This is a genomic window from Paenibacillus sp. LPE1-1-1.1, assembly GCF_040676435.1.
Lineage (GTDB): Bacteria > Bacillota > Bacilli > Paenibacillales > Paenibacillaceae > Pristimantibacillus.
In genome coordinates this window covers 1,274,222-1,290,003 of the sequence record NZ_JBEGHY010000012.1, presented here as the reverse complement: position 1 = coordinate 1,290,003, position 15,782 = coordinate 1,274,222, and the positions used below count along the sequence as shown (strand labels likewise).

Genomic DNA, 15,782 nt, shown 5'->3' with positions numbered 1-15,782 from the left:
TTACGAAAAAAGGCTATTTTATTTAAAATTCAGCACTACGCCGATGTTTCACCGGCACCGAACTTGTTTTATTACTTAGTAACGATGATCTAGAGGAGTGAGGGCCATGACACAGAAAAAATTATACTATGTATCCATTTCCGGAAAGCGGATCGAGCCAGAGCCGTCTATAAATGACCAGCTGACCGTGGTTGGTACGGATGATGAGATGAATGCCCTTCAGCAGCAGCTGGACCAAATTCAGCGGGATGACGAGATCACGCAATTCCGGGCTCCGATTCCCTACAAATCCTCGGACCATGACAAAGCGACGGATAAATTTAACGAGGACTTGATTAAGGTTTATCACGCCATCTATGAGCTGGGCACGGATGAAACCCGGGCTCATATCCGTCAGATGAACATCTTAGGCAAGCTGCAGGATACCGATTACAATTATCCCGGCTATGAGCGCTAAAAGCACTCGTTACATCATAAAAAGGTGCGCCTAGAAGGTCTTCCGACCTTTTGGCACACCTTTTTTTTACCGCTGTCATTGGCTGGAACATGTCTCGCGGAATGAGGTTAAGTCCCGCTTTTTATTCAAACAAGCTTATCGCTTTTCCTTTGACTTCCTCCAGCATCTGCTTGCGGGCGTCATCGCCGATCTGCGTCACGCTGCCGAAAAATATATGCCCCACCGGCTCGATGCCGCAAAATTCATAAATACCGGTGTCCGACGTTATTTTCAGCCCATCGTACATGCCGGTCTTGCTATAGATCTCCGAGGGTGTTCCGTGCGTATTGATAATAAGTCCTTTTTTACCGGTTAGAAGCTTCTTTATTTCCCCATTCTCCCCGTATACATAGGCGAAGCCGTAGGAAAATACACGGTCGATATAACCTTTAATAAGTGCAGGCAGACCTGTCCACCAAATCGGGTACACCATCGTAAAAGCATCCGCCCACTTCACATGCTCCTGCTCCGTTTTGATATCCGTTGGAATATTGCCAGCGCGCAAAGCCTCGAAATCACTTGCTTTGAGCACGGGATCAAAACGCATCGCATACAAATCCCTTACGACAACCTCATGCCCTTGACCCTTAAGCGATCCGATAAACGCATCGACAATCGCATTGTTAAAGCTATCCGGATTCGGATGACAATAGATGATTAAATGCTTCATGAATAGCGACACCTCCGCAAATATGAGAATCGGTCGGCTTTAGTGTTGCCTAATCTTATCGCATTATGTAAAGCAGGCCTAACCGGTTTATTTAAACTTGCCAAAATCCTTAATGACCACCTTTGCCGTACAGCGTACTTCTAGGTTGGTATACACCTCATCCCAATCCAAAGCTTGCCACTCCTCATAGCTCAAGCTGTTCCTAACATATTTGCCGATGCCAAGACTGTCGACTTTGTTTTTCTGCATCAGCTTAATCATCGCATCTGCCTCATGCACGATATACTCTGAGATCAACTTCTCTACTTCCCGACGGTCTTTGTCTTTGCTAAGCTGATGCTCTCCCGTATATTCCAAAACAGCCCCCTCGATCTTAAGCTGGATTTCAACGGCAAATGATTTATCCTTCATTCGTTTTACATGAACCTTGCGGTGACTATTGATTGAGTTGAGCAGCAGGCGTTCTATCCTGTCTTTCGCCTTGCCTAAATCAATGCTGATTTCTCCTTTTCTGAAATTATGCCGCAGAAAGGCAAAAATAAGCGTTTTTTCCGTTTCGATTTTGGTGATATATCTATCCTTTTTAAATAAGGCAATACCGTCCATTGTTATATTTTTGGTACTTTCTTTAACAATCGGTGCGACCGGGTCTATTCCGTCATCGAAATAATCCCTTGTGAAATCGTAAATCGTGACAACCGGAATTTGGTTGGATGCCGCTTCCTTTTCCAGCATTCTGTCTATATATTGGCTGGTACGGGGGTGCTGCGGGTAATTCTTGACAAGTAAATCATGCGCGACTCCGTTAACGACTACCACCTTCACATTTTGAGAAAGAGAAGGATCTCGAATTAAATCATCAATATGCTCCCATATCCCGCTCTTTGCCAGCTTGATACCGTATAAAGTATCCCGTAATTGTCCGCTTACAAGGGATAGCTCGGTTTGCTCTGAAAATTTAATCTTAGCTTCCTTGCCTGAGTGTGCTAAAACCGATAACGTTTCTCTGCGCATCTGCCCTTCGGGATCGGCCTTGGGAATATCAACGCTGACTAACAATTCATCTTCCCCCGTTTTTTCTTCCTTCCGGAGCAGGTCATAGCCAGCTGTTTGTATAAAGCCCTGCTTCTCCAGTATCCGTTGATCGTTGCATCCAAGCAGAATCAGAAAGCACTCTACGGCAATGACGAGCTGCAATATCTTCCTCAAGATGATCGGGCTCCTTTAAAAACAAGTAGAATGAAAATAAGCAGAATAGGCAGGCCAACCGCAACCATCAGCTCCAACATGCCTAAAAATTGCAGCCACTGTCCTACTTCCGTTAATGAATCCGGAATCCATGCAATGATAAATCCGATTGCAATAATTAGGAAGGTGATAAGCTTTATATTCATTTTCGGCAGCATTCGGCTGACGGTCAATTGTGCCGACCAGGTATACAGCGCCGCGGTAATGACCGTCGTAAATAGAAAAAAGCTGTATAACAAATTTTCGATCCGCTCGATAAAGGGCAATTGAATGTAGGAGAGCAAATCAAGAAGCGGATACATCATATTCTTCAACTGCCCGAGGCTGTAAAAACCAAAACAGATGAAACAAAAAACGACGTAGACCAAGGTAACCAGAACATTGCCTACGACGACAGCTTTTATAAAGTTTTTGTTAGGTTCGGCATACGGATACAGCAGCATGCTAAGCTCATATCCCAAAAAAGCGGTAAACACCATTACGCCGCCTTCGATAAAATGGGTGTCTCCTTTAAATACGAAAGGCGTCAGCCTTGCCCAATCAAAATCCTTAACAAAAAAGAGCTGCAGCAGCACCATCCAAATCGTGATCCAAAAAAAGCTGGTTGCTGCTTTTGACATGTTGTAGATTCCCTTGATGACGAGGAGGAAGCATAGAATGTCGATAAGAAATTTCAAGAGCATCGGATGTGTCGTATTATAGGAAACGATCTGAAAAATAAAAACATAGTTTTTCACGACCATGCAGCCGGTAAGCATCCAAATGCCGATCAGACATAAATACAGGGGAACAAGGATGAATCTCGGGAGGACGCTTTCCAAGATTTGAAAAATCGATTTCCCTTTTCCCATGCGGTACACCAGCGAAATAAGATATATGTTCACATTGACCAGGATAGATATGATGAATAATACGATCCATCCGTTATATCCGAAGTTTTCGGCCAGTAATTGTGGCAGGCTCATAATAACCACGCCGCTCTGGATCATAAAAATCAAGATTGCGGTATGAAAAGGATGCAATTTTTCCTTCAATGATCGGCCACTTCCCTTTATTGCTTCATTTTATTTTTTACTTGGTTTGGCGATTTGGATTGGCTCGGCCTATTGATGAGCATCCAGAATGGAGCTCTTATAAAGGTATCGCGCCAATCACGGGTTTTATTGGGAGCAATAGGCGTCAAATACGAGCTATTTAGACTGGTTAAACCGGATAAATGGATAACCATCAGAGCAAATCCTATTACTAACCCGAAATTCCCCAATAAACCCGCGAGCAAAATAAGCCCGAATCGAGCCAGACGGATCGATGCGCTCATCATATAACTCGGAATAACAAAAGATGCAATGGCGGACGATGCAACCGCAATAATTAAAATATTGCTGGTAAGCCCCGCTTGAACGGCAGCTTGCCCGATTACGATACCGCCGACGATACCGATCGTTTGGCCGATTTTGGATGGAAGCCGTGCTCCCGCTTCCCTTAACAGCTCAATCGTCACTTCCAGCAATAAGGCTTCATAAATCGGAGGAAAAGGAACCCTGCTTCGTGATTCGGTCAGGGTGAGCAATAAATCCTCCGGGACCATCTCATAGTGGAAGGTAGTGACGGAAACATATAAAGCCGTAAAAGAGATCGTAATGATAAAGGCGGCAAACCGAAGCAGCCTCGTTGCTGTGCCGAGAGCCCATCTTTGATAATAATCATCCGGCGAAGCGAAAAATTCAAAGAAGGACGCCGGCGCCGAAATGACGGAAGGGCTGCCGTCTACAATCGCTAAGACTCTCCCTGCCACCAGCTTGGAAACAGCGGAATCTGCTCTTTCTGTCGTCGGAAACTGCGGAAAGATCGAATTGGGGGCATCGTCGATGTATTGCACGAGCATCGTACCGTCATGAATCGCATCCACTTCAATGATTTCGATCCGTTTCACGAGTTCTCTTACATAATCCATATTGGCAAGACCGTCAATATAGAGAACATAGACATGGGTTTTCGTTACTTCGCCTACCTCGCATTTCAATACTTTCAAGCGGGGACTCTTAACCCGCCGTCTAATAAGAGAAAGGTTTAAGGCCGCTGCTTCTACGAAAGAATCATGCGGGCCTGTAATGACAACCTCGTTTTCCGATTCTTGAATGGGGCGGGAATCAGGCTTGTACACATTTATGGCATAGCATTTTTCTTGATGGAATATGGCTACCGAGCCGTTTAGTATGCTGTTGATCAAAGTATCGGAATCGGTCATTTCAATAAATTGGGAATGCTTTAACAGCTGCGTGACTTCATTTTCCTTCACGTTTGCGAAAGGAATGACAATTTCACGCGAAAACTCTTCAGTCCCCATTAAATGGCCGAAATACACCATTTGCACTTGAAGATCCGGCATCGTTCGGTAGATGATGTCTGCACAATCTTTAAACTCGTCTAACATATGCTCAAATGAAGGTTTTTCGCTTGGACGCAGCAAATCTTCCCGTGTTTTGGATTCATCCTTATGACTCATTTCATTCCTCGCTTATCATTCGCTGTTATCTATTCAATGTGGGCATATTTATCGAAAATATACGCCGCTAGGCATCTTCTGCGTCTCTGAATTAGGCATCCGCACAATCCAAAACCCATTCGCCTGCATAGGTATAGACAGGAGAACTGTATATTTTTGCTTGGAGGAATGGTCATGCATTCATCTTTCCATACACACCGGTTACAACAGAATGGCTTATCACGCGATGAATACTTGCTTGATATGAAGCAAGGCGATATAAACGGCGACGGAATTCCCGATCAGGTTTACTTAATCGGGCATAAACCGGATGGCCCATCCGGTATATTTGCCGATCAGATTAAGCTTGTCATACAGGATGGCTATTCCCAGAAACGCTATGTCGTAGCCTTGCAAAACAATGCCGGGTACAACGCCTCGGTGCTGCTTGGCGATTTTGATCAGAATAAAATACCGGATATTCTCGTGGGCATTGATTCCGGGGGAAGCGGCGGATATGGGACCTTCTATATTTACTCTTTTGCGGGCAGCACGCTGCGCAAACGTTTTGATTCGGAAAGCTATAATCAAGAGTACAAGTTTCGAGTCAATTATGAAGACCATTATAAAGTAGCCGTATCAAGCGCCACGCTTGATGTGCTGTTCCTGATTGATATCAGCGGTAAAGGCAGCAGCTACTTAAATGAATTTTACGACGACAACGGAAAATTAAAAAAGCCCGTTCAGGGCGAGGTGCTTGCGATTGCGGCTTTGAATCCGGTTGTGACGAATGAAAATCGCATTTCCTTTGATTTGCTTGCCCTCCAGCGCATTATCGGTCCAACGAACTCCGATACGTTAGGGTATGTGGAGAATCTGCTGACTTGGGAAGGAAGCTCCTTTGCCTCTTCCAGGCTCACCGTTGCCATTCTTGGCACGAAGCTCATCTCCCATTTCTAAACCTTTTGGCGTGATGGCGCGAATAGTCAAATGGCCCAATCCTAGTAAGCCCCTTTTGCATACAATGCTCTAGCCCAATTGATTAGGAGTGATCATGCATGTCATTTATGCCTCCTCCCGGCCCGCCTCCGGGACCGTTTGGACCGCTTGGACCGATCGGGCCGTTTGGCCCCCAAGGACCGCAAGGACCGCAAGGGCCCCAAGGCCCGCAAGGACAACAAGGCATGATGGGAGCGCCAACTGCGCCGCCCCCTCCGTTTACGCCGCAGCAGCCTTCACCATCCTTATTCGCCGTTGATCCGGGCGCAATATCAGGCTGCTTGTTCCGATATACCTTTGTATGGCTCGCAAATGGTCAAAGCTTTTGGTTTTTCCCCGTATTTGTAGGCCGCAATTCCGTCGCCGGCTTCCGTTGGTTCGGCAGATCCTGGATGTATATGGGGATCGATTTGCGTCAAATCAGCTCTTTTACTTGCAGCTAGATCCATCTTTCATAAAAAACGCAAACGGCTTCCTCTCCATGGATGAGAGGAAGCCGTTTTTTTTTCAATCCCTTATGCGCTTGCACCGCGAAGCATGCTTTTCATATAACTGCTGCATGCGACAAGGAAGTACAGGGTCTGCATGGCAATATAAATGCCAATGACAATGAAAGAATAGATCCAGTTGGAGGATTCCATCATATTATCGAGTGCCTTCATGGCAAACAAAGCGTGGGAAATACCGACGACGACGGGAACAAAAAATACGATGCCGACCTGCGTAACCACGATTTTGCGAATCTCGCCCTTTGTCATGCCGATTCGGGTCAGCGCTCTAAACTGTGCTTGATCCTCCTGCAGCTCGGTGAACAGCTTGAAATAAATCATGCTGCCGGAAGCGATAAAAAATAACAAGCTGATAAACATGCCAATGAACAGCGTTAATGAGACCGTTTCGTTCATTTTTTCCAAATTGCCTGCGCGCCTAAAATCGATTTGCCCTTGAAGCTCCTCGGGTACCTGCTTGCTAAGCTTATCGGCAGTCGCCGCCGCATTCTCCCAATCGCTTAGCTCGTAACCGTACATCGTAAACAGCTGATCCTCCGGCACGCCCGATGTTAGCTCAATATAGGAGAAATCATCCATGACAAACGTGTAATAATTGCTCTGAAGCCAGTTCATGACTTTCGCATTGCTCACGCCGCTAATATCGAATTGCGCCGCTTTACCGTTAACGCTTCCTTTTACAACGCCGGACGGCTTTGTATCTTTTCTGAAAATTGACGAAACTAGAATCAACTTGCCATTCTCAGGTTGAATGCTCGGCTGATTCGATAATTCGGCAAGCTTATTGTAATCCGTAGCCGAGAGAATCAACGCATCAAAATCCGATTCGCGGAACTCCTCGTCTCCCCATTGGATGGCATAACGATTTATCAGCACGCCTGCAGCTTTTGCTTCTTTCGTTATCGTGAAGCCGTCCTCTGCGACAATGCGCTTAAGCTCTGCAGGATCGATGACTTTATGCGTATTTAAGCCCGTCTCGCTGTAGGCAAGAGTGAAAGGCGAGTTCTCGAGAATCCCCTTTTTCCCGCCGATCTGCATAATATAGACGGTTCCTAAGGCGGTCATAATGACGGCGCTCAAAATCGATACGATAAAAAGAATCCGTGCATTGTCTCTTATTTTGTAGCCAAGCTGGGCGAAAACAATCATATTCGTGCGCTTGTAATATACCGAAGCCCGCTTCTGGATAAACCTTAGCAGCAATATGCTGAGCTGCGTAAAGAGAAAGTAAGTTCCGATTACGACGGTAACCAATATGGGCAGTGCCAATATAATAAAAGTTCCGCTGTTCATGGCCAAGGCCATTCCGTACGCTGCCACTAAACAGAAAACAGCCACGGCAACCAGCCAGGGTGAAAACACGAGCTGTCCCTTTGGCTTGCGCGCGGCTTTCAGCAAATCGACTATTTCGGTACGGCCGATGCGCAGCGCAGTCCAAATGGAAATAAGCATAAACAGGACAAAAAATCCGCCTGCGGTAAGTCCAATCGCTTTAACGGGCGCAGCGAAAGGAATGGTTTCTTCTAGTTTCAACAGCACGGTTAGCGCCATAAAAAACAGCTTGCTGAACAGCATCCCGAGTCCGATGCCTACGACGATGGCCATAAAGGCGATCGCGGCATTTTCGTAGATGACCAGCTTTCGCAGCTGAACTTTTGTCATGCCGAACAAGGAGAATAAACCAAACTCCTGCTGCCTCGTCTTCAGAAAAGCGGAATTGGAATACAGCACGAACAAGAACGAGAAGATGACGATGATGTATTCGCAGAACACCATCCCGGTACGAATTTTTGATGCTGCCATAATATAACCGCTTATGACCTCGGGATGGTATAGAAATGCCGCATAAATATAAAAGATCATAACGGAAAACACGCTGCTCAGAAAAAATGCGCTGTATGACCGCCAGTTGCCCCGAATGTTGCTAAGCGCGAGCGAACGGAACGTCATCGAAATTACCTCCCAGCACGCTGAGCGCATCTAAAATTTGTTGGAAAAACGCTTGCCTATTCGAGCCGCGGCGGATTTCCGAGAAAAACTTCCCATCCTTGATAAAGACGATACGCTGGCAATAGCTCGCCGAGAAAGGATCATGCGTTACCATGAGCACGGTTGCCTTAAACCGCTCATTCATATCCTTAAGCGAATCCATGACATCCTTCGCCGATTTGGAATCCAGATTCCCAGTAAGCTCATCCGCTAGAACAAGCGACGGTTGATGAATAATGGCCCGCGCGATCGCAGCCCGCTGCTTCTGTCCGCCGGATACTTCATAGGTCCGTTTATTCAATATGGATGCGATTTGCAGCAGTTCGGCAAGAGGGGTTAGCTTCTGTTCAATTTGCTTCGGAGCCATTCCCTCCAGAACGAGCGGCAAAATGATGTTTTCCTTTATCGATAACGTATCCAGCAGGTTAAAATCCTGAAAAACGAAACCAAGCTCGCGCCGGCGGAATAAAGCCAGCTTCTTATCGGTCAGCTTGCTTGGATTAACGCCGTTGATTTCGATCTCGCCGGAAGTCGGCCGGTCAATCGTTGACAACAAGTTCAGCAGCGTCGTTTTTCCGCTTCCTGACGGTCCCATTACGCCTACGAATTCTCCCGCTTCAACCTGCAATTCGATATCTTCAAGCGCTTTATAGGCAACGTTTCCTTTGCTGCTGTATATTTTGCCTAGCCCTTGTGCTCTTAGTACGCTCATTGCTTTGTTCCTCCCCAAATCTCTCTATAATGTGCTTCAATAGCCTTAGTATAGACGAGAAGGCTGCCGGGATCCCATCGATTTCCCTTTCAATTATTTGCTGTAAACCTTACAAAGTTGTCACCTAGCGGCGCTCCCCGCCTTCATGGCTGCCCAATAAATGGATGCCTCGCGGCTTAAACGTTACCGTTAGCGCCGTGCTCTCCCCCAAGACAGAGGAAACAGAAAGGCTGTGCCCCAACCGGTTACATACCTGCTTTGCCAAATAAAGCCCCATCCCTGTCGACTCTCCCGTTGTACGTCCGTTCTCCCCTGTGAAAAATGGATCAAAAATCCGCGGGAGCTCATGCGCAGCAATGCCGATCCCTTCATCCGATACGGTAAGCTTGCCTCCGCCATTTTCGAAGGCTTCCAGCGCAAAAACAATTTTTTTGGCGCCTGCTTTGCTTTTGCTGTATTTGATCGCGTTGCTGACAAACTGATTTAATACAAACGTCATCCACTTCTCGTCCGTTTCCACCCAAGCCTCTCCGTCTATGCGCGGGAAAATGGAATGACGGATGCAAAGCTTCTTATGCGCGTTCACCACATTCCTTGCCAGCTCATGCAGCGCCGTTTGCTTCACGTGCAGATCAATTTCAAACTTGTCCAGCCGCGCGGTGAAAAGCATCATTTCAAGCCCGCGCGTCATCCGGTCCGTCTCTTCCTGCAGGCTCTGCGCAAGCAGCCGTTGCTCTTCTTGCGAGGATGCCTGCTTCTGCAGCGCTTCTTGCGCCAGCAGGTCGACGACAGACACTGGCGTTTTCATATGATGAACCCATTGGAGCACAAAATGATTGTGAAGCTCCTGCTGCCGACGATATTTACCGAGCTCATTCAAATAGGCGCGGTTCTGCTCCTCGAGCATTCTTGAAACCAGCTTCTGCTCCTGCGTAACGGTCGCATTTATAATCGTCGTCGCCTGGAGCTCCTCAGACCGCTGGATGGCATCGAATAACTGCTTAAAATAAGCGCGCTGACGGACATAATCAACGGCCAGCCAAATCCCGAGAAAAAATAGGGCCAGCACCATAAAATAAAAAACCGTTCCCAGCTCGACCAGGCCCGGGTAACGCTCCCTCTCGAGAAGCAGCATGCTGACCGCCAGCAATACAATCAATAATGCCATAACAATAAACAACAGCCGGTCTCGCAAAAACAACGCCAGCGATAAGCCTCTCATCGGGACGCTTCCTCCGGAATCATTAGCTTATAGCCATGACCGCGTACGGTTTCTATCGCTTTGTGGAGGCCAAGCTCCTCCAGCTTTTTACGCAGCCTCGTCACGTTTACGGTGAGCGTGTTGTCATCGACGAATTGCACATCATCCCAAAGCGCTTCCAGCAATTGCTCCCGGGACACGACAGCGCCTGTCGTTTTTATTAAGCACTCGGCAAGCAGCTGTTCATTTTTCGTCAATTCAACGCGCCGTCCGCTCCATTCCAGTTCGTTTCGGTTCAAAAAAAGGCGCAAACCGCTTGCCGATAACTCCCCGGGCGGCGCCGCTCCCGCGTCGGCTGCTGCCGCCGGGCCGGAAGTAGCATATTCCCCGTATGTTCTCCTAAGCACGCTCTTTACCTTCGCCATGAGCAAATCCAAATGGATCGGCTTCGTTATGTAATCATCGCCGCCGTTCTCGATCGCCATCACCTGATCCATCTCGCCTGCCCGGGCAGAGATAAAGATAATCGGAATGCTGGACCTGGCACGGATTTGCCTGCACCAATAATAACCGTCGAAATACGGCAAATTAATGTCCAGCAGCACCAAATGCGGTTCAAAGGCTTTCAGCTCTGGCATAATATCGCGAAACTGCGTAACGGCAGCGGCCTCAAAGCCATATTTATTCATATTGTTTTTCAAAATAGCAGCAATCTTGTCATCGTCCTCCACGATAAAAATGCGATACATGGGGGTCCTCCTCATCCTTGTCGTTTCTAACTATATTATAGCGTACATCACAATCCTATCGCCTCATAGCTGTCAAAGGACAAGTAAGGCAGTAGTTCGCCATGCAGGCAATCCGTGGAATAGAAAAAAGAGGAGCCCTTTTACAGGCCCCTCTTTCGACGGTGTTTGATCGTATGAGTCTCTTCGCATCTAACACTTCACATTGTTAAGATTACTTGGGCACCGCTTGTTTGCATTCCGGTTTAACGGATCACAGCAAGCGTGTGTGTTCGAGAATGCTCTACGACACAACCCCTCGCTTTCATAAAAGCTTAGTGATTAAATAAGTTCCTCCTGTAGCCCTAGCACCAAATGGTCCAACGGAACCACACCTCTCTTCACACCGTCAATACTATCATGCTCCAAATTCGCAAGGCCTATTCAGTAATTTATTTTTTTTTGAAAAATAATTACGAGCATCACCTTCGACATTTTGGCATGCCGCATGAACATAAAAAAGGAGCCCTTTTACAGGCCCCTCTTTCGACGGTGTTTGATCGTATGAGTCTCTTCACATCTAACACTTCACATAATTAAGATAACTTGGGCACCGCTTATTTGCATTCCGTTTTAATGGATCGCAGTAAGCGTGTGTGTTCAGAAGTGCTCTGCGGCACAACCCCTCGCTTTCATAAAAGCTTAGTGATTAAATAAGTTCCTCCTGTAGCCCTAGCACCAAATGGTCCAATGGAACCACACCTCTCTTCACACCGTCAATACTATCTTGCACCGATTTCGCAAAGCTTATACAGGCTGCCGAATTTTTTTTATTGTAAAGCAAACCGTTTACGAATGGAACATATAAACCATTTCTCCCGCGAAAAAAACGATAACAAAACCGATGACAAACATCATCTTGATTGTTGTCCCTCTGCTTCGCTTGAAGATGTCATTCGATTCTGCTTTGCTTGTCCATGTTTTCTTTTCTTTCATTGCCGTGCTTGCCAAATGTCCGCAAGTACATCTGACCGGCGAATGAAACGTATAACCTTGCATCGTCAAGTTGTAGCTTCCTTTTTGAACCGTATGCTTTCTGCCGCAAGCTGTACAAGCTGCTTCAATAAAATGTCTATAATCATGAATGAATTTCATGTGCTGCTATCCCCCAAGATGATTGATCAATAGACGTAAACTTATCATTATTGGCTTGCATATGATCAAAAAAATCTTCCGGGATGCGTATGGAGCCATACGCATTCCGGAAGATACATTCATTTCATAATTAACACTCACCGGCAGCAGCCGGTTTACCCGCATCGCTTGCCGTGCGGAATGAGGAACCGCACCCGCAGGTTGCGCTGGCATTCGGATTCTCGATCGTGAAGCCCCCGCCCATCGCGGATTCCTTAAAATCAATGACGAGACCGTGCAAATATTTGATGCTGTCTTCGTCAACGACAACCTTCAGTCCTTCCATATCCAGCGCTTTGTCGCCTTCATGCTCCTCATCGTCGAAGCCCATGCCGTAGGAAAAGCCGCTGCAGCCGCCTTCCTTTACTCCGATACGCAGGAAGAGCTCGGGTCCGCCTTCTTCGGCGAGCATTTCTTTTATTTTGTCAGATGCTGTATCACTAATTGTGATCATGCTACATCCCTCCGTTTATCCATCTAATCGAATATGTTGCAACTCACTTACTTATTTGTAGTATACTCCAGTTTCTTCACTTGCTCAATAGCGGCATGCCTACTTGTTCTATTCCCAATTCTTGGCATGTCACTTACTTTTCTTATTGCTCCTGCTACGTATGAGGTTTATAATAGTTACAGCTTCTTTAACCGGAAAAGAAAGTTCTTTTTTTCACAATCTAAAGAAATCGAGGTGGCCCGGCCATGAACGTCGTTATACCGACAGAAGATACACAAATGCAGCACATTATTGAAAAAGTGCGTCATGGACAGCGTTTAACATTTGAGGATGGCGTTTATTTATATCAATCAGATGATTTACTTACGATTGGACAGCTGGCTAATGAAGTCGCGATGCGCAAAAACGGCAAAAAGGTTTATTTTATCGAGAACATGAGCCTTTACTTCACGAACGTATGCGAAGCCCACTGCGCGTTCTGCAACTTCCGCAAGGATGAAGGCGACGAAGGCGCGTATACGCTTAGCGGTCAACAAATGATTGAGTACGTAGAGAAACATTTCCACCCAGGCGTCCGCGAGTTCCATATCGTCGGAGGTCACAACACGAATGTTCCATTCCAATATTATGTAGATTCGCTTAAAGCGTTAAAAGATCGTTTTCCGGAAGTAACGCTTAAAGCTTACACGGCCGCAGAAATCGATTTTTTCTCGCGTATTAGCGGCTTGTCCTACCGTGAAGTGCTTGAAGAGCTTATGAAAGCCGGCTTGCAGTCGCTCACTGGAGGTGGCGCCGAAATTCTATCCGATCATTACCGTAAAAAAATGCGCGTGGACAAAGCCGACGTTTCCCAATATTTGGAAGTGCATCGCACAGCGCATAACCTAGGTTTGCGTACGCATACTACGATGCTTTACGGATCGATTGAAACCAAAGAGGATCGGATCCGCCACTTGATGCAAATACGCGAGCTACAGGATGAAACAAACGGATTCCTTGTTTTTATACCGCTTTCGATGCAACCGATTAATCCGAGAGCCGGCATACGCCGCCGCAACTCTGCGTTTGAGGATCTGAAGACGATAGCCATCAGCCGTTTGATGCTTGATAACTTCCAGCATATTAAAGCCTACTTCATCAACATTGGCGTACAGCTGACGCAGGTTGCCTTAACCATGGGCGCTTCGGACGCGCACGGCACAATCGTCAAGGAAAAAATCAGCCATGCTGCCGGCGCGCTTACGCCGGAAGGCATTACCCGCGAGGACTTGATTTGGTTAATTAAAGGCGCGGGCCGCATCCCGGTTGAACGCGATACCTTTTACAATGAAATTAAAGTTTATGAATGAGTAATCGGCAACACGGAAGCACAAAATAGAATATCATCAAGAGTCGTGGAGTTGGAAATCCTATGAGAAAACTTATTATTTTGGGCGGAGGCTATGGCGGTCTTGCTATCGCTAACGAGCTGCTTGAAAAACACATGCCCATGGACGTATCCATCGTATTGGTTGACCGGATGCCATTTCAAGGTTTAAAAACAGAATATTACGCACTAGCTGCCGGAACGGTATCCGATTTGGAGCTTCGCGTGAAATTCCCGGTTGATCCGAGAATTTCACTGGCTTACGGCGAGGTTACCGATGTCGATATGGAGCATAAGCTCGTCCATATCGAAGGACAGGAATCATTGGAATATGAATGGCTCGTTATCGGTCTTGGCTGCACGGACAAATACCACGGAATCGAAGGCGCCGAGCAATTCTCGACAAGCATTCAAACCTTCTCGGCTGCAAGGCAGACCTATGCCCAGCTGAATGATATTAAACCTTACGGGCAGGTATCGATCGTCGGGGGAGGTTTAAGCGGCGTCGAGGTTGCGGCTGAACTGCGCGAGAGCCGGCCTGACCTTAATATCCGAATTTTGGACCGTGGTCCAAGTGTGCTTTCTGCTTTCCCAAGCAAGCTGCAATCTTTTGTAGCAGAGTGGTTCGAGGAGCATCATGTTGAAATGCGCGGCCATGTCGGTCTTACGAAAGTCGAAGGCGGCATTTTGCATGACTGTAATTCATCAACGCCCATTTATACCGATGTCACGGTATGGACGGCCGGCATCCAGCCAGTACCGCTCGTTCAACGCATGAATTTGCCCAAGGATAACCAAGGCAGGCTCGTCATCAACGAATATCATCAATTGCCGGATCATAACGATGTATTCATCGTAGGAGACTGCGCCTCGCTGCCGCTATCGCCGAGCGGTCAGGCGGCAGGAGCCCAAGGCAAACAAATAGCCGAAGTAATGCAGGCAATCTGGCATGATAAGACGCCTCGTCTCGGTAAGATAAAGCTGAAGGGCGTGCTTGGCTCGCTCGGGAAGAAAAGCGGGTTTGGCCTTATGGGTGGCACAGCCATCATGGGCCGCGTACCTCGGCTCGTTAAGAGCGGCGTGCTCTGGCGCTCTAAGCGCCACCTAGGCTAGCATTGATCATAAGTCATCCAGCAGCTTGTCCAGCGCCTCTTTGTCGGCCTGCTGCTGTTCTATGGCTTTCAAAATGTTCACATGAAGTTCTTCTACGGTTTCGGCAGATACAATGGCGCCGTCCACTAATGCGAACGGATTGAGATAACATTCGCCGCAATTGCCTAAGCAGCCGTATTCGGTCACTTCATAATCGTCATTTTCTTCAAATTGTTTCATTATGCGGTCGGTGCCGTGATGCATATTGCTGGCACAAAATTCGATCATTGGTTTAAACACCAGGCTTCACCTAACTTTACTTAGTTACTATCCATTTTCAATTGCTTCACTTTGTACTATAATAGGGGAGAAAGGAGATGATTGCAATGAGTGAACAAGTACAAGACACGATGTATGACGAAGTTTTGGACGTACTCGATAAGCTTCGTCCGTTTTTGCAGCGCGACGGCGGCGACGTTGAGTTAGTTGATGTCGAAGGCGGCATCATCAAGCTTCGCCTAATGGGGGCATGCGGAAGCTGCCCAAGCTCGACGATCACGCTTAAAGCGGGTATCGAACGTGCTCTTCTTGAAGAAGTTGAAGGTGTAATTGAAGTCGTTCAAGTATTCTAAAATATAAGAA

The 15,782-nt window shown here is 47.0% G+C and carries 17 protein-coding genes; 6 read left to right on the top strand and 11 right to left on the bottom strand.

Annotated features, from left to right (window positions below; translation table 11 throughout):
* The first annotated feature begins 106 nt into the window (after window positions 1-106).
* Window positions 107-457 carry a hypothetical protein gene (locus tag MRBLPE1_RS16260; RefSeq protein ID WP_364146981.1) on the top strand — a complete coding sequence of 117 codons (351 nt, stop codon included), beginning with the start codon at window positions 107-109 and terminating at the stop codon, window positions 455-457.
* 121 nt (window positions 458-578) lie between these two features.
* Here MRBLPE1_RS16260 and MRBLPE1_RS16255 read toward each other — a convergent pair whose 3' ends face one another.
* The 4 genes from MRBLPE1_RS16255 to MRBLPE1_RS16240 form a co-directional block, all read right to left on the bottom strand.
* Entirely contained in the window at window positions 579-1,166 is a 588-nt protein-coding gene (locus MRBLPE1_RS16255) for an NAD(P)H-dependent oxidoreductase (protein WP_364146979.1), read from the bottom strand.
* An 87-nt stretch (window positions 1,167-1,253) separates the two neighbouring features.
* The gene (locus MRBLPE1_RS16250; RefSeq protein WP_364146977.1) at window positions 1,254-2,375 is read right to left on the bottom strand and encodes a Ger(x)C family spore germination protein; all 1,122 of its coding nucleotides are present in this window, start codon (window positions 2,373-2,375) and stop codon (window positions 1,254-1,256) included.
* On the bottom strand, window positions 2,372-3,448 hold the full coding sequence (locus tag MRBLPE1_RS16245; RefSeq protein ID WP_364146975.1) for a GerAB/ArcD/ProY family transporter: 1,077 nt from the start codon (window positions 3,446-3,448) through the stop codon (window positions 2,372-2,374). The genes MRBLPE1_RS16250 and MRBLPE1_RS16245 overlap by 4 nt, the downstream gene beginning before the upstream one ends.
* 17 nt (window positions 3,449-3,465) lie before the next feature.
* Window positions 3,466-4,920: a spore germination protein gene (locus MRBLPE1_RS16240; RefSeq protein ID WP_364146972.1), complete on the bottom strand. Its 1,455-nt coding sequence runs from the start codon at window positions 4,918-4,920 to the stop codon at window positions 3,466-3,468.
* 174 nt (window positions 4,921-5,094) lie between these two features.
* On the opposite strand from MRBLPE1_RS16240, the gene MRBLPE1_RS16235 reads away from it, so the two are divergent.
* Window positions 5,095-5,859, top strand: coding sequence for a VCBS repeat-containing protein (locus MRBLPE1_RS16235; protein ID WP_364146970.1), 765 nt, complete (start codon window positions 5,095-5,097; stop codon window positions 5,857-5,859).
* A 98-nt stretch (window positions 5,860-5,957) separates the two neighbouring features.
* Window positions 5,958-6,341, top strand: coding sequence for a collagen-like protein (locus tag MRBLPE1_RS16230; protein ID WP_364146967.1), 384 nt, complete (start codon window positions 5,958-5,960; stop codon window positions 6,339-6,341).
* Between the two features lie 72 nt (window positions 6,342-6,413).
* Here the strand turns inward: MRBLPE1_RS16230 and MRBLPE1_RS16225 are convergent, their stop codons facing one another.
* From MRBLPE1_RS16225 to erpA, 6 genes are all read right to left on the bottom strand, one after another.
* Entirely contained in the window at window positions 6,414-8,357 is a 1,944-nt protein-coding gene (locus MRBLPE1_RS16225; RefSeq protein WP_364146965.1) for an ABC transporter permease, read from the bottom strand.
* Window positions 8,332-9,108 carry an ABC transporter ATP-binding protein gene (locus tag MRBLPE1_RS16220; RefSeq protein WP_364146964.1) on the bottom strand — a complete coding sequence of 259 codons (777 nt, stop codon included), beginning with the start codon at window positions 9,106-9,108 and terminating at the stop codon, window positions 8,332-8,334. The genes MRBLPE1_RS16225 and MRBLPE1_RS16220 overlap by 26 nt, the downstream gene beginning before the upstream one ends.
* Window positions 9,109-9,232: 124 nt before the next feature.
* Entirely contained in the window at window positions 9,233-10,330 is a 1,098-nt protein-coding gene (locus MRBLPE1_RS16215; RefSeq protein ID WP_364146962.1) for a sensor histidine kinase, read from the bottom strand.
* Window positions 10,327-11,058 (bottom strand): response regulator transcription factor, encoded by a 732-nt coding sequence (locus MRBLPE1_RS16210; protein ID WP_364146959.1) that lies wholly within the window; start codon window positions 11,056-11,058, stop codon window positions 10,327-10,329. The genes MRBLPE1_RS16215 and MRBLPE1_RS16210 overlap by 4 nt, the downstream gene beginning before the upstream one ends.
* Window positions 11,059-11,883: 825 nt before the next feature.
* Window positions 11,884-12,189: a hypothetical protein gene (locus MRBLPE1_RS16205; RefSeq protein ID WP_364146957.1), complete on the bottom strand. Its 306-nt coding sequence runs from the start codon at window positions 12,187-12,189 to the stop codon at window positions 11,884-11,886.
* A 130-nt stretch (window positions 12,190-12,319) separates the two neighbouring features.
* On the bottom strand, window positions 12,320-12,682 hold the full coding sequence (erpA, locus tag MRBLPE1_RS16200) for an iron-sulfur cluster insertion protein ErpA (RefSeq protein WP_364146954.1): 363 nt from the start codon (window positions 12,680-12,682) through the stop codon (window positions 12,320-12,322).
* 245 nt (window positions 12,683-12,927) lie between these two features.
* On the opposite strand from erpA, the gene mqnE reads away from it, so the two are divergent.
* Window positions 12,928-14,031, top strand: coding sequence for an aminofutalosine synthase MqnE (gene mqnE / locus MRBLPE1_RS16195; protein WP_364146953.1), 1,104 nt, complete (start codon window positions 12,928-12,930; stop codon window positions 14,029-14,031).
* Window positions 14,032-14,093: 62 nt separating this feature from the next.
* Complete coding sequence (locus MRBLPE1_RS16190; RefSeq protein ID WP_364146950.1) at window positions 14,094-15,161, top strand: NAD(P)/FAD-dependent oxidoreductase; 1,068 nt, start codon at window positions 14,094-14,096, stop codon at window positions 15,159-15,161.
* A gap of 6 nt (window positions 15,162-15,167) precedes the next feature.
* Here the strand turns inward: MRBLPE1_RS16190 and MRBLPE1_RS16185 are convergent, their stop codons facing one another.
* Window positions 15,168-15,428, bottom strand: coding sequence for a YuzB family protein (locus MRBLPE1_RS16185; RefSeq protein WP_364147352.1), 261 nt, complete (start codon window positions 15,426-15,428; stop codon window positions 15,168-15,170).
* 98 nt (window positions 15,429-15,526) lie between these two features.
* Here MRBLPE1_RS16185 and MRBLPE1_RS16180 point away from each other — a divergent pair, with 98 nt between their 5' ends.
* The gene (locus MRBLPE1_RS16180) at window positions 15,527-15,772 is read left to right on the top strand and encodes a NifU family protein (RefSeq protein WP_054026871.1); all 246 of its coding nucleotides are present in this window, start codon (window positions 15,527-15,529) and stop codon (window positions 15,770-15,772) included.
* The last annotated feature ends 10 nt before the right edge of the window (window positions 15,773-15,782 follow it).

What these genes read in the sequence shown, in the direction of transcription:
- MRBLPE1_RS16260 (WP_364146981.1), top strand. Translation starts at nt 107, where the DNA reads ATGACACAGAAAAAATTATACTATGTATCCATTTCCGGAAAGCGGATC.
- MRBLPE1_RS16255 (WP_364146979.1), bottom strand. Translation starts at nt 1,166, where the DNA reads ATGAAGCATTTAATCATCTATTGTCATCCGAATCCGGATAGCTTTAAC.
- MRBLPE1_RS16240 (WP_364146972.1), bottom strand. Translation starts at nt 4,920, where the DNA reads ATGAGTCATAAGGATGAATCCAAAACACGGGAAGATTTGCTGCGTCCA.
- MRBLPE1_RS16235 (WP_364146970.1), top strand. Translation starts at nt 5,095, where the DNA reads ATGCATTCATCTTTCCATACACACCGGTTACAACAGAATGGCTTATCA.
- MRBLPE1_RS16230 (WP_364146967.1), top strand. Translation starts at nt 5,958, where the DNA reads ATGTCATTTATGCCTCCTCCCGGCCCGCCTCCGGGACCGTTTGGACCG.
- MRBLPE1_RS16225 (WP_364146965.1), bottom strand. Translation starts at nt 8,357, where the DNA reads ATGACGTTCCGTTCGCTCGCGCTTAGCAACATTCGGGGCAACTGGCGG.
- MRBLPE1_RS16220 (WP_364146964.1), bottom strand. Translation starts at nt 9,108, where the DNA reads ATGAGCGTACTAAGAGCACAAGGGCTAGGCAAAATATACAGCAGCAAA.
- MRBLPE1_RS16215 (WP_364146962.1), bottom strand. Translation starts at nt 10,330, where the DNA reads ATGAGAGGCTTATCGCTGGCGTTGTTTTTGCGAGACCGGCTGTTGTTT.
- MRBLPE1_RS16210 (WP_364146959.1), bottom strand. Translation starts at nt 11,058, where the DNA reads ATGTATCGCATTTTTATCGTGGAGGACGATGACAAGATTGCTGCTATT.
- MRBLPE1_RS16205 (WP_364146957.1), bottom strand. Translation starts at nt 12,189, where the DNA reads ATGAAATTCATTCATGATTATAGACATTTTATTGAAGCAGCTTGTACA.
- erpA (WP_364146954.1), bottom strand. Translation starts at nt 12,682, where the DNA reads ATGATCACAATTAGTGATACAGCATCTGACAAAATAAAAGAAATGCTC.
- mqnE (WP_364146953.1), top strand. Translation starts at nt 12,928, where the DNA reads ATGAACGTCGTTATACCGACAGAAGATACACAAATGCAGCACATTATT.
- MRBLPE1_RS16190 (WP_364146950.1), top strand. Translation starts at nt 14,094, where the DNA reads ATGAGAAAACTTATTATTTTGGGCGGAGGCTATGGCGGTCTTGCTATC.
- MRBLPE1_RS16185 (WP_364147352.1), bottom strand. Translation starts at nt 15,428, where the DNA reads ATGATCGAATTTTGTGCCAGCAATATGCATCACGGCACCGACCGCATA.
- MRBLPE1_RS16180 (WP_054026871.1), top strand. Translation starts at nt 15,527, where the DNA reads ATGAGTGAACAAGTACAAGACACGATGTATGACGAAGTTTTGGACGTA.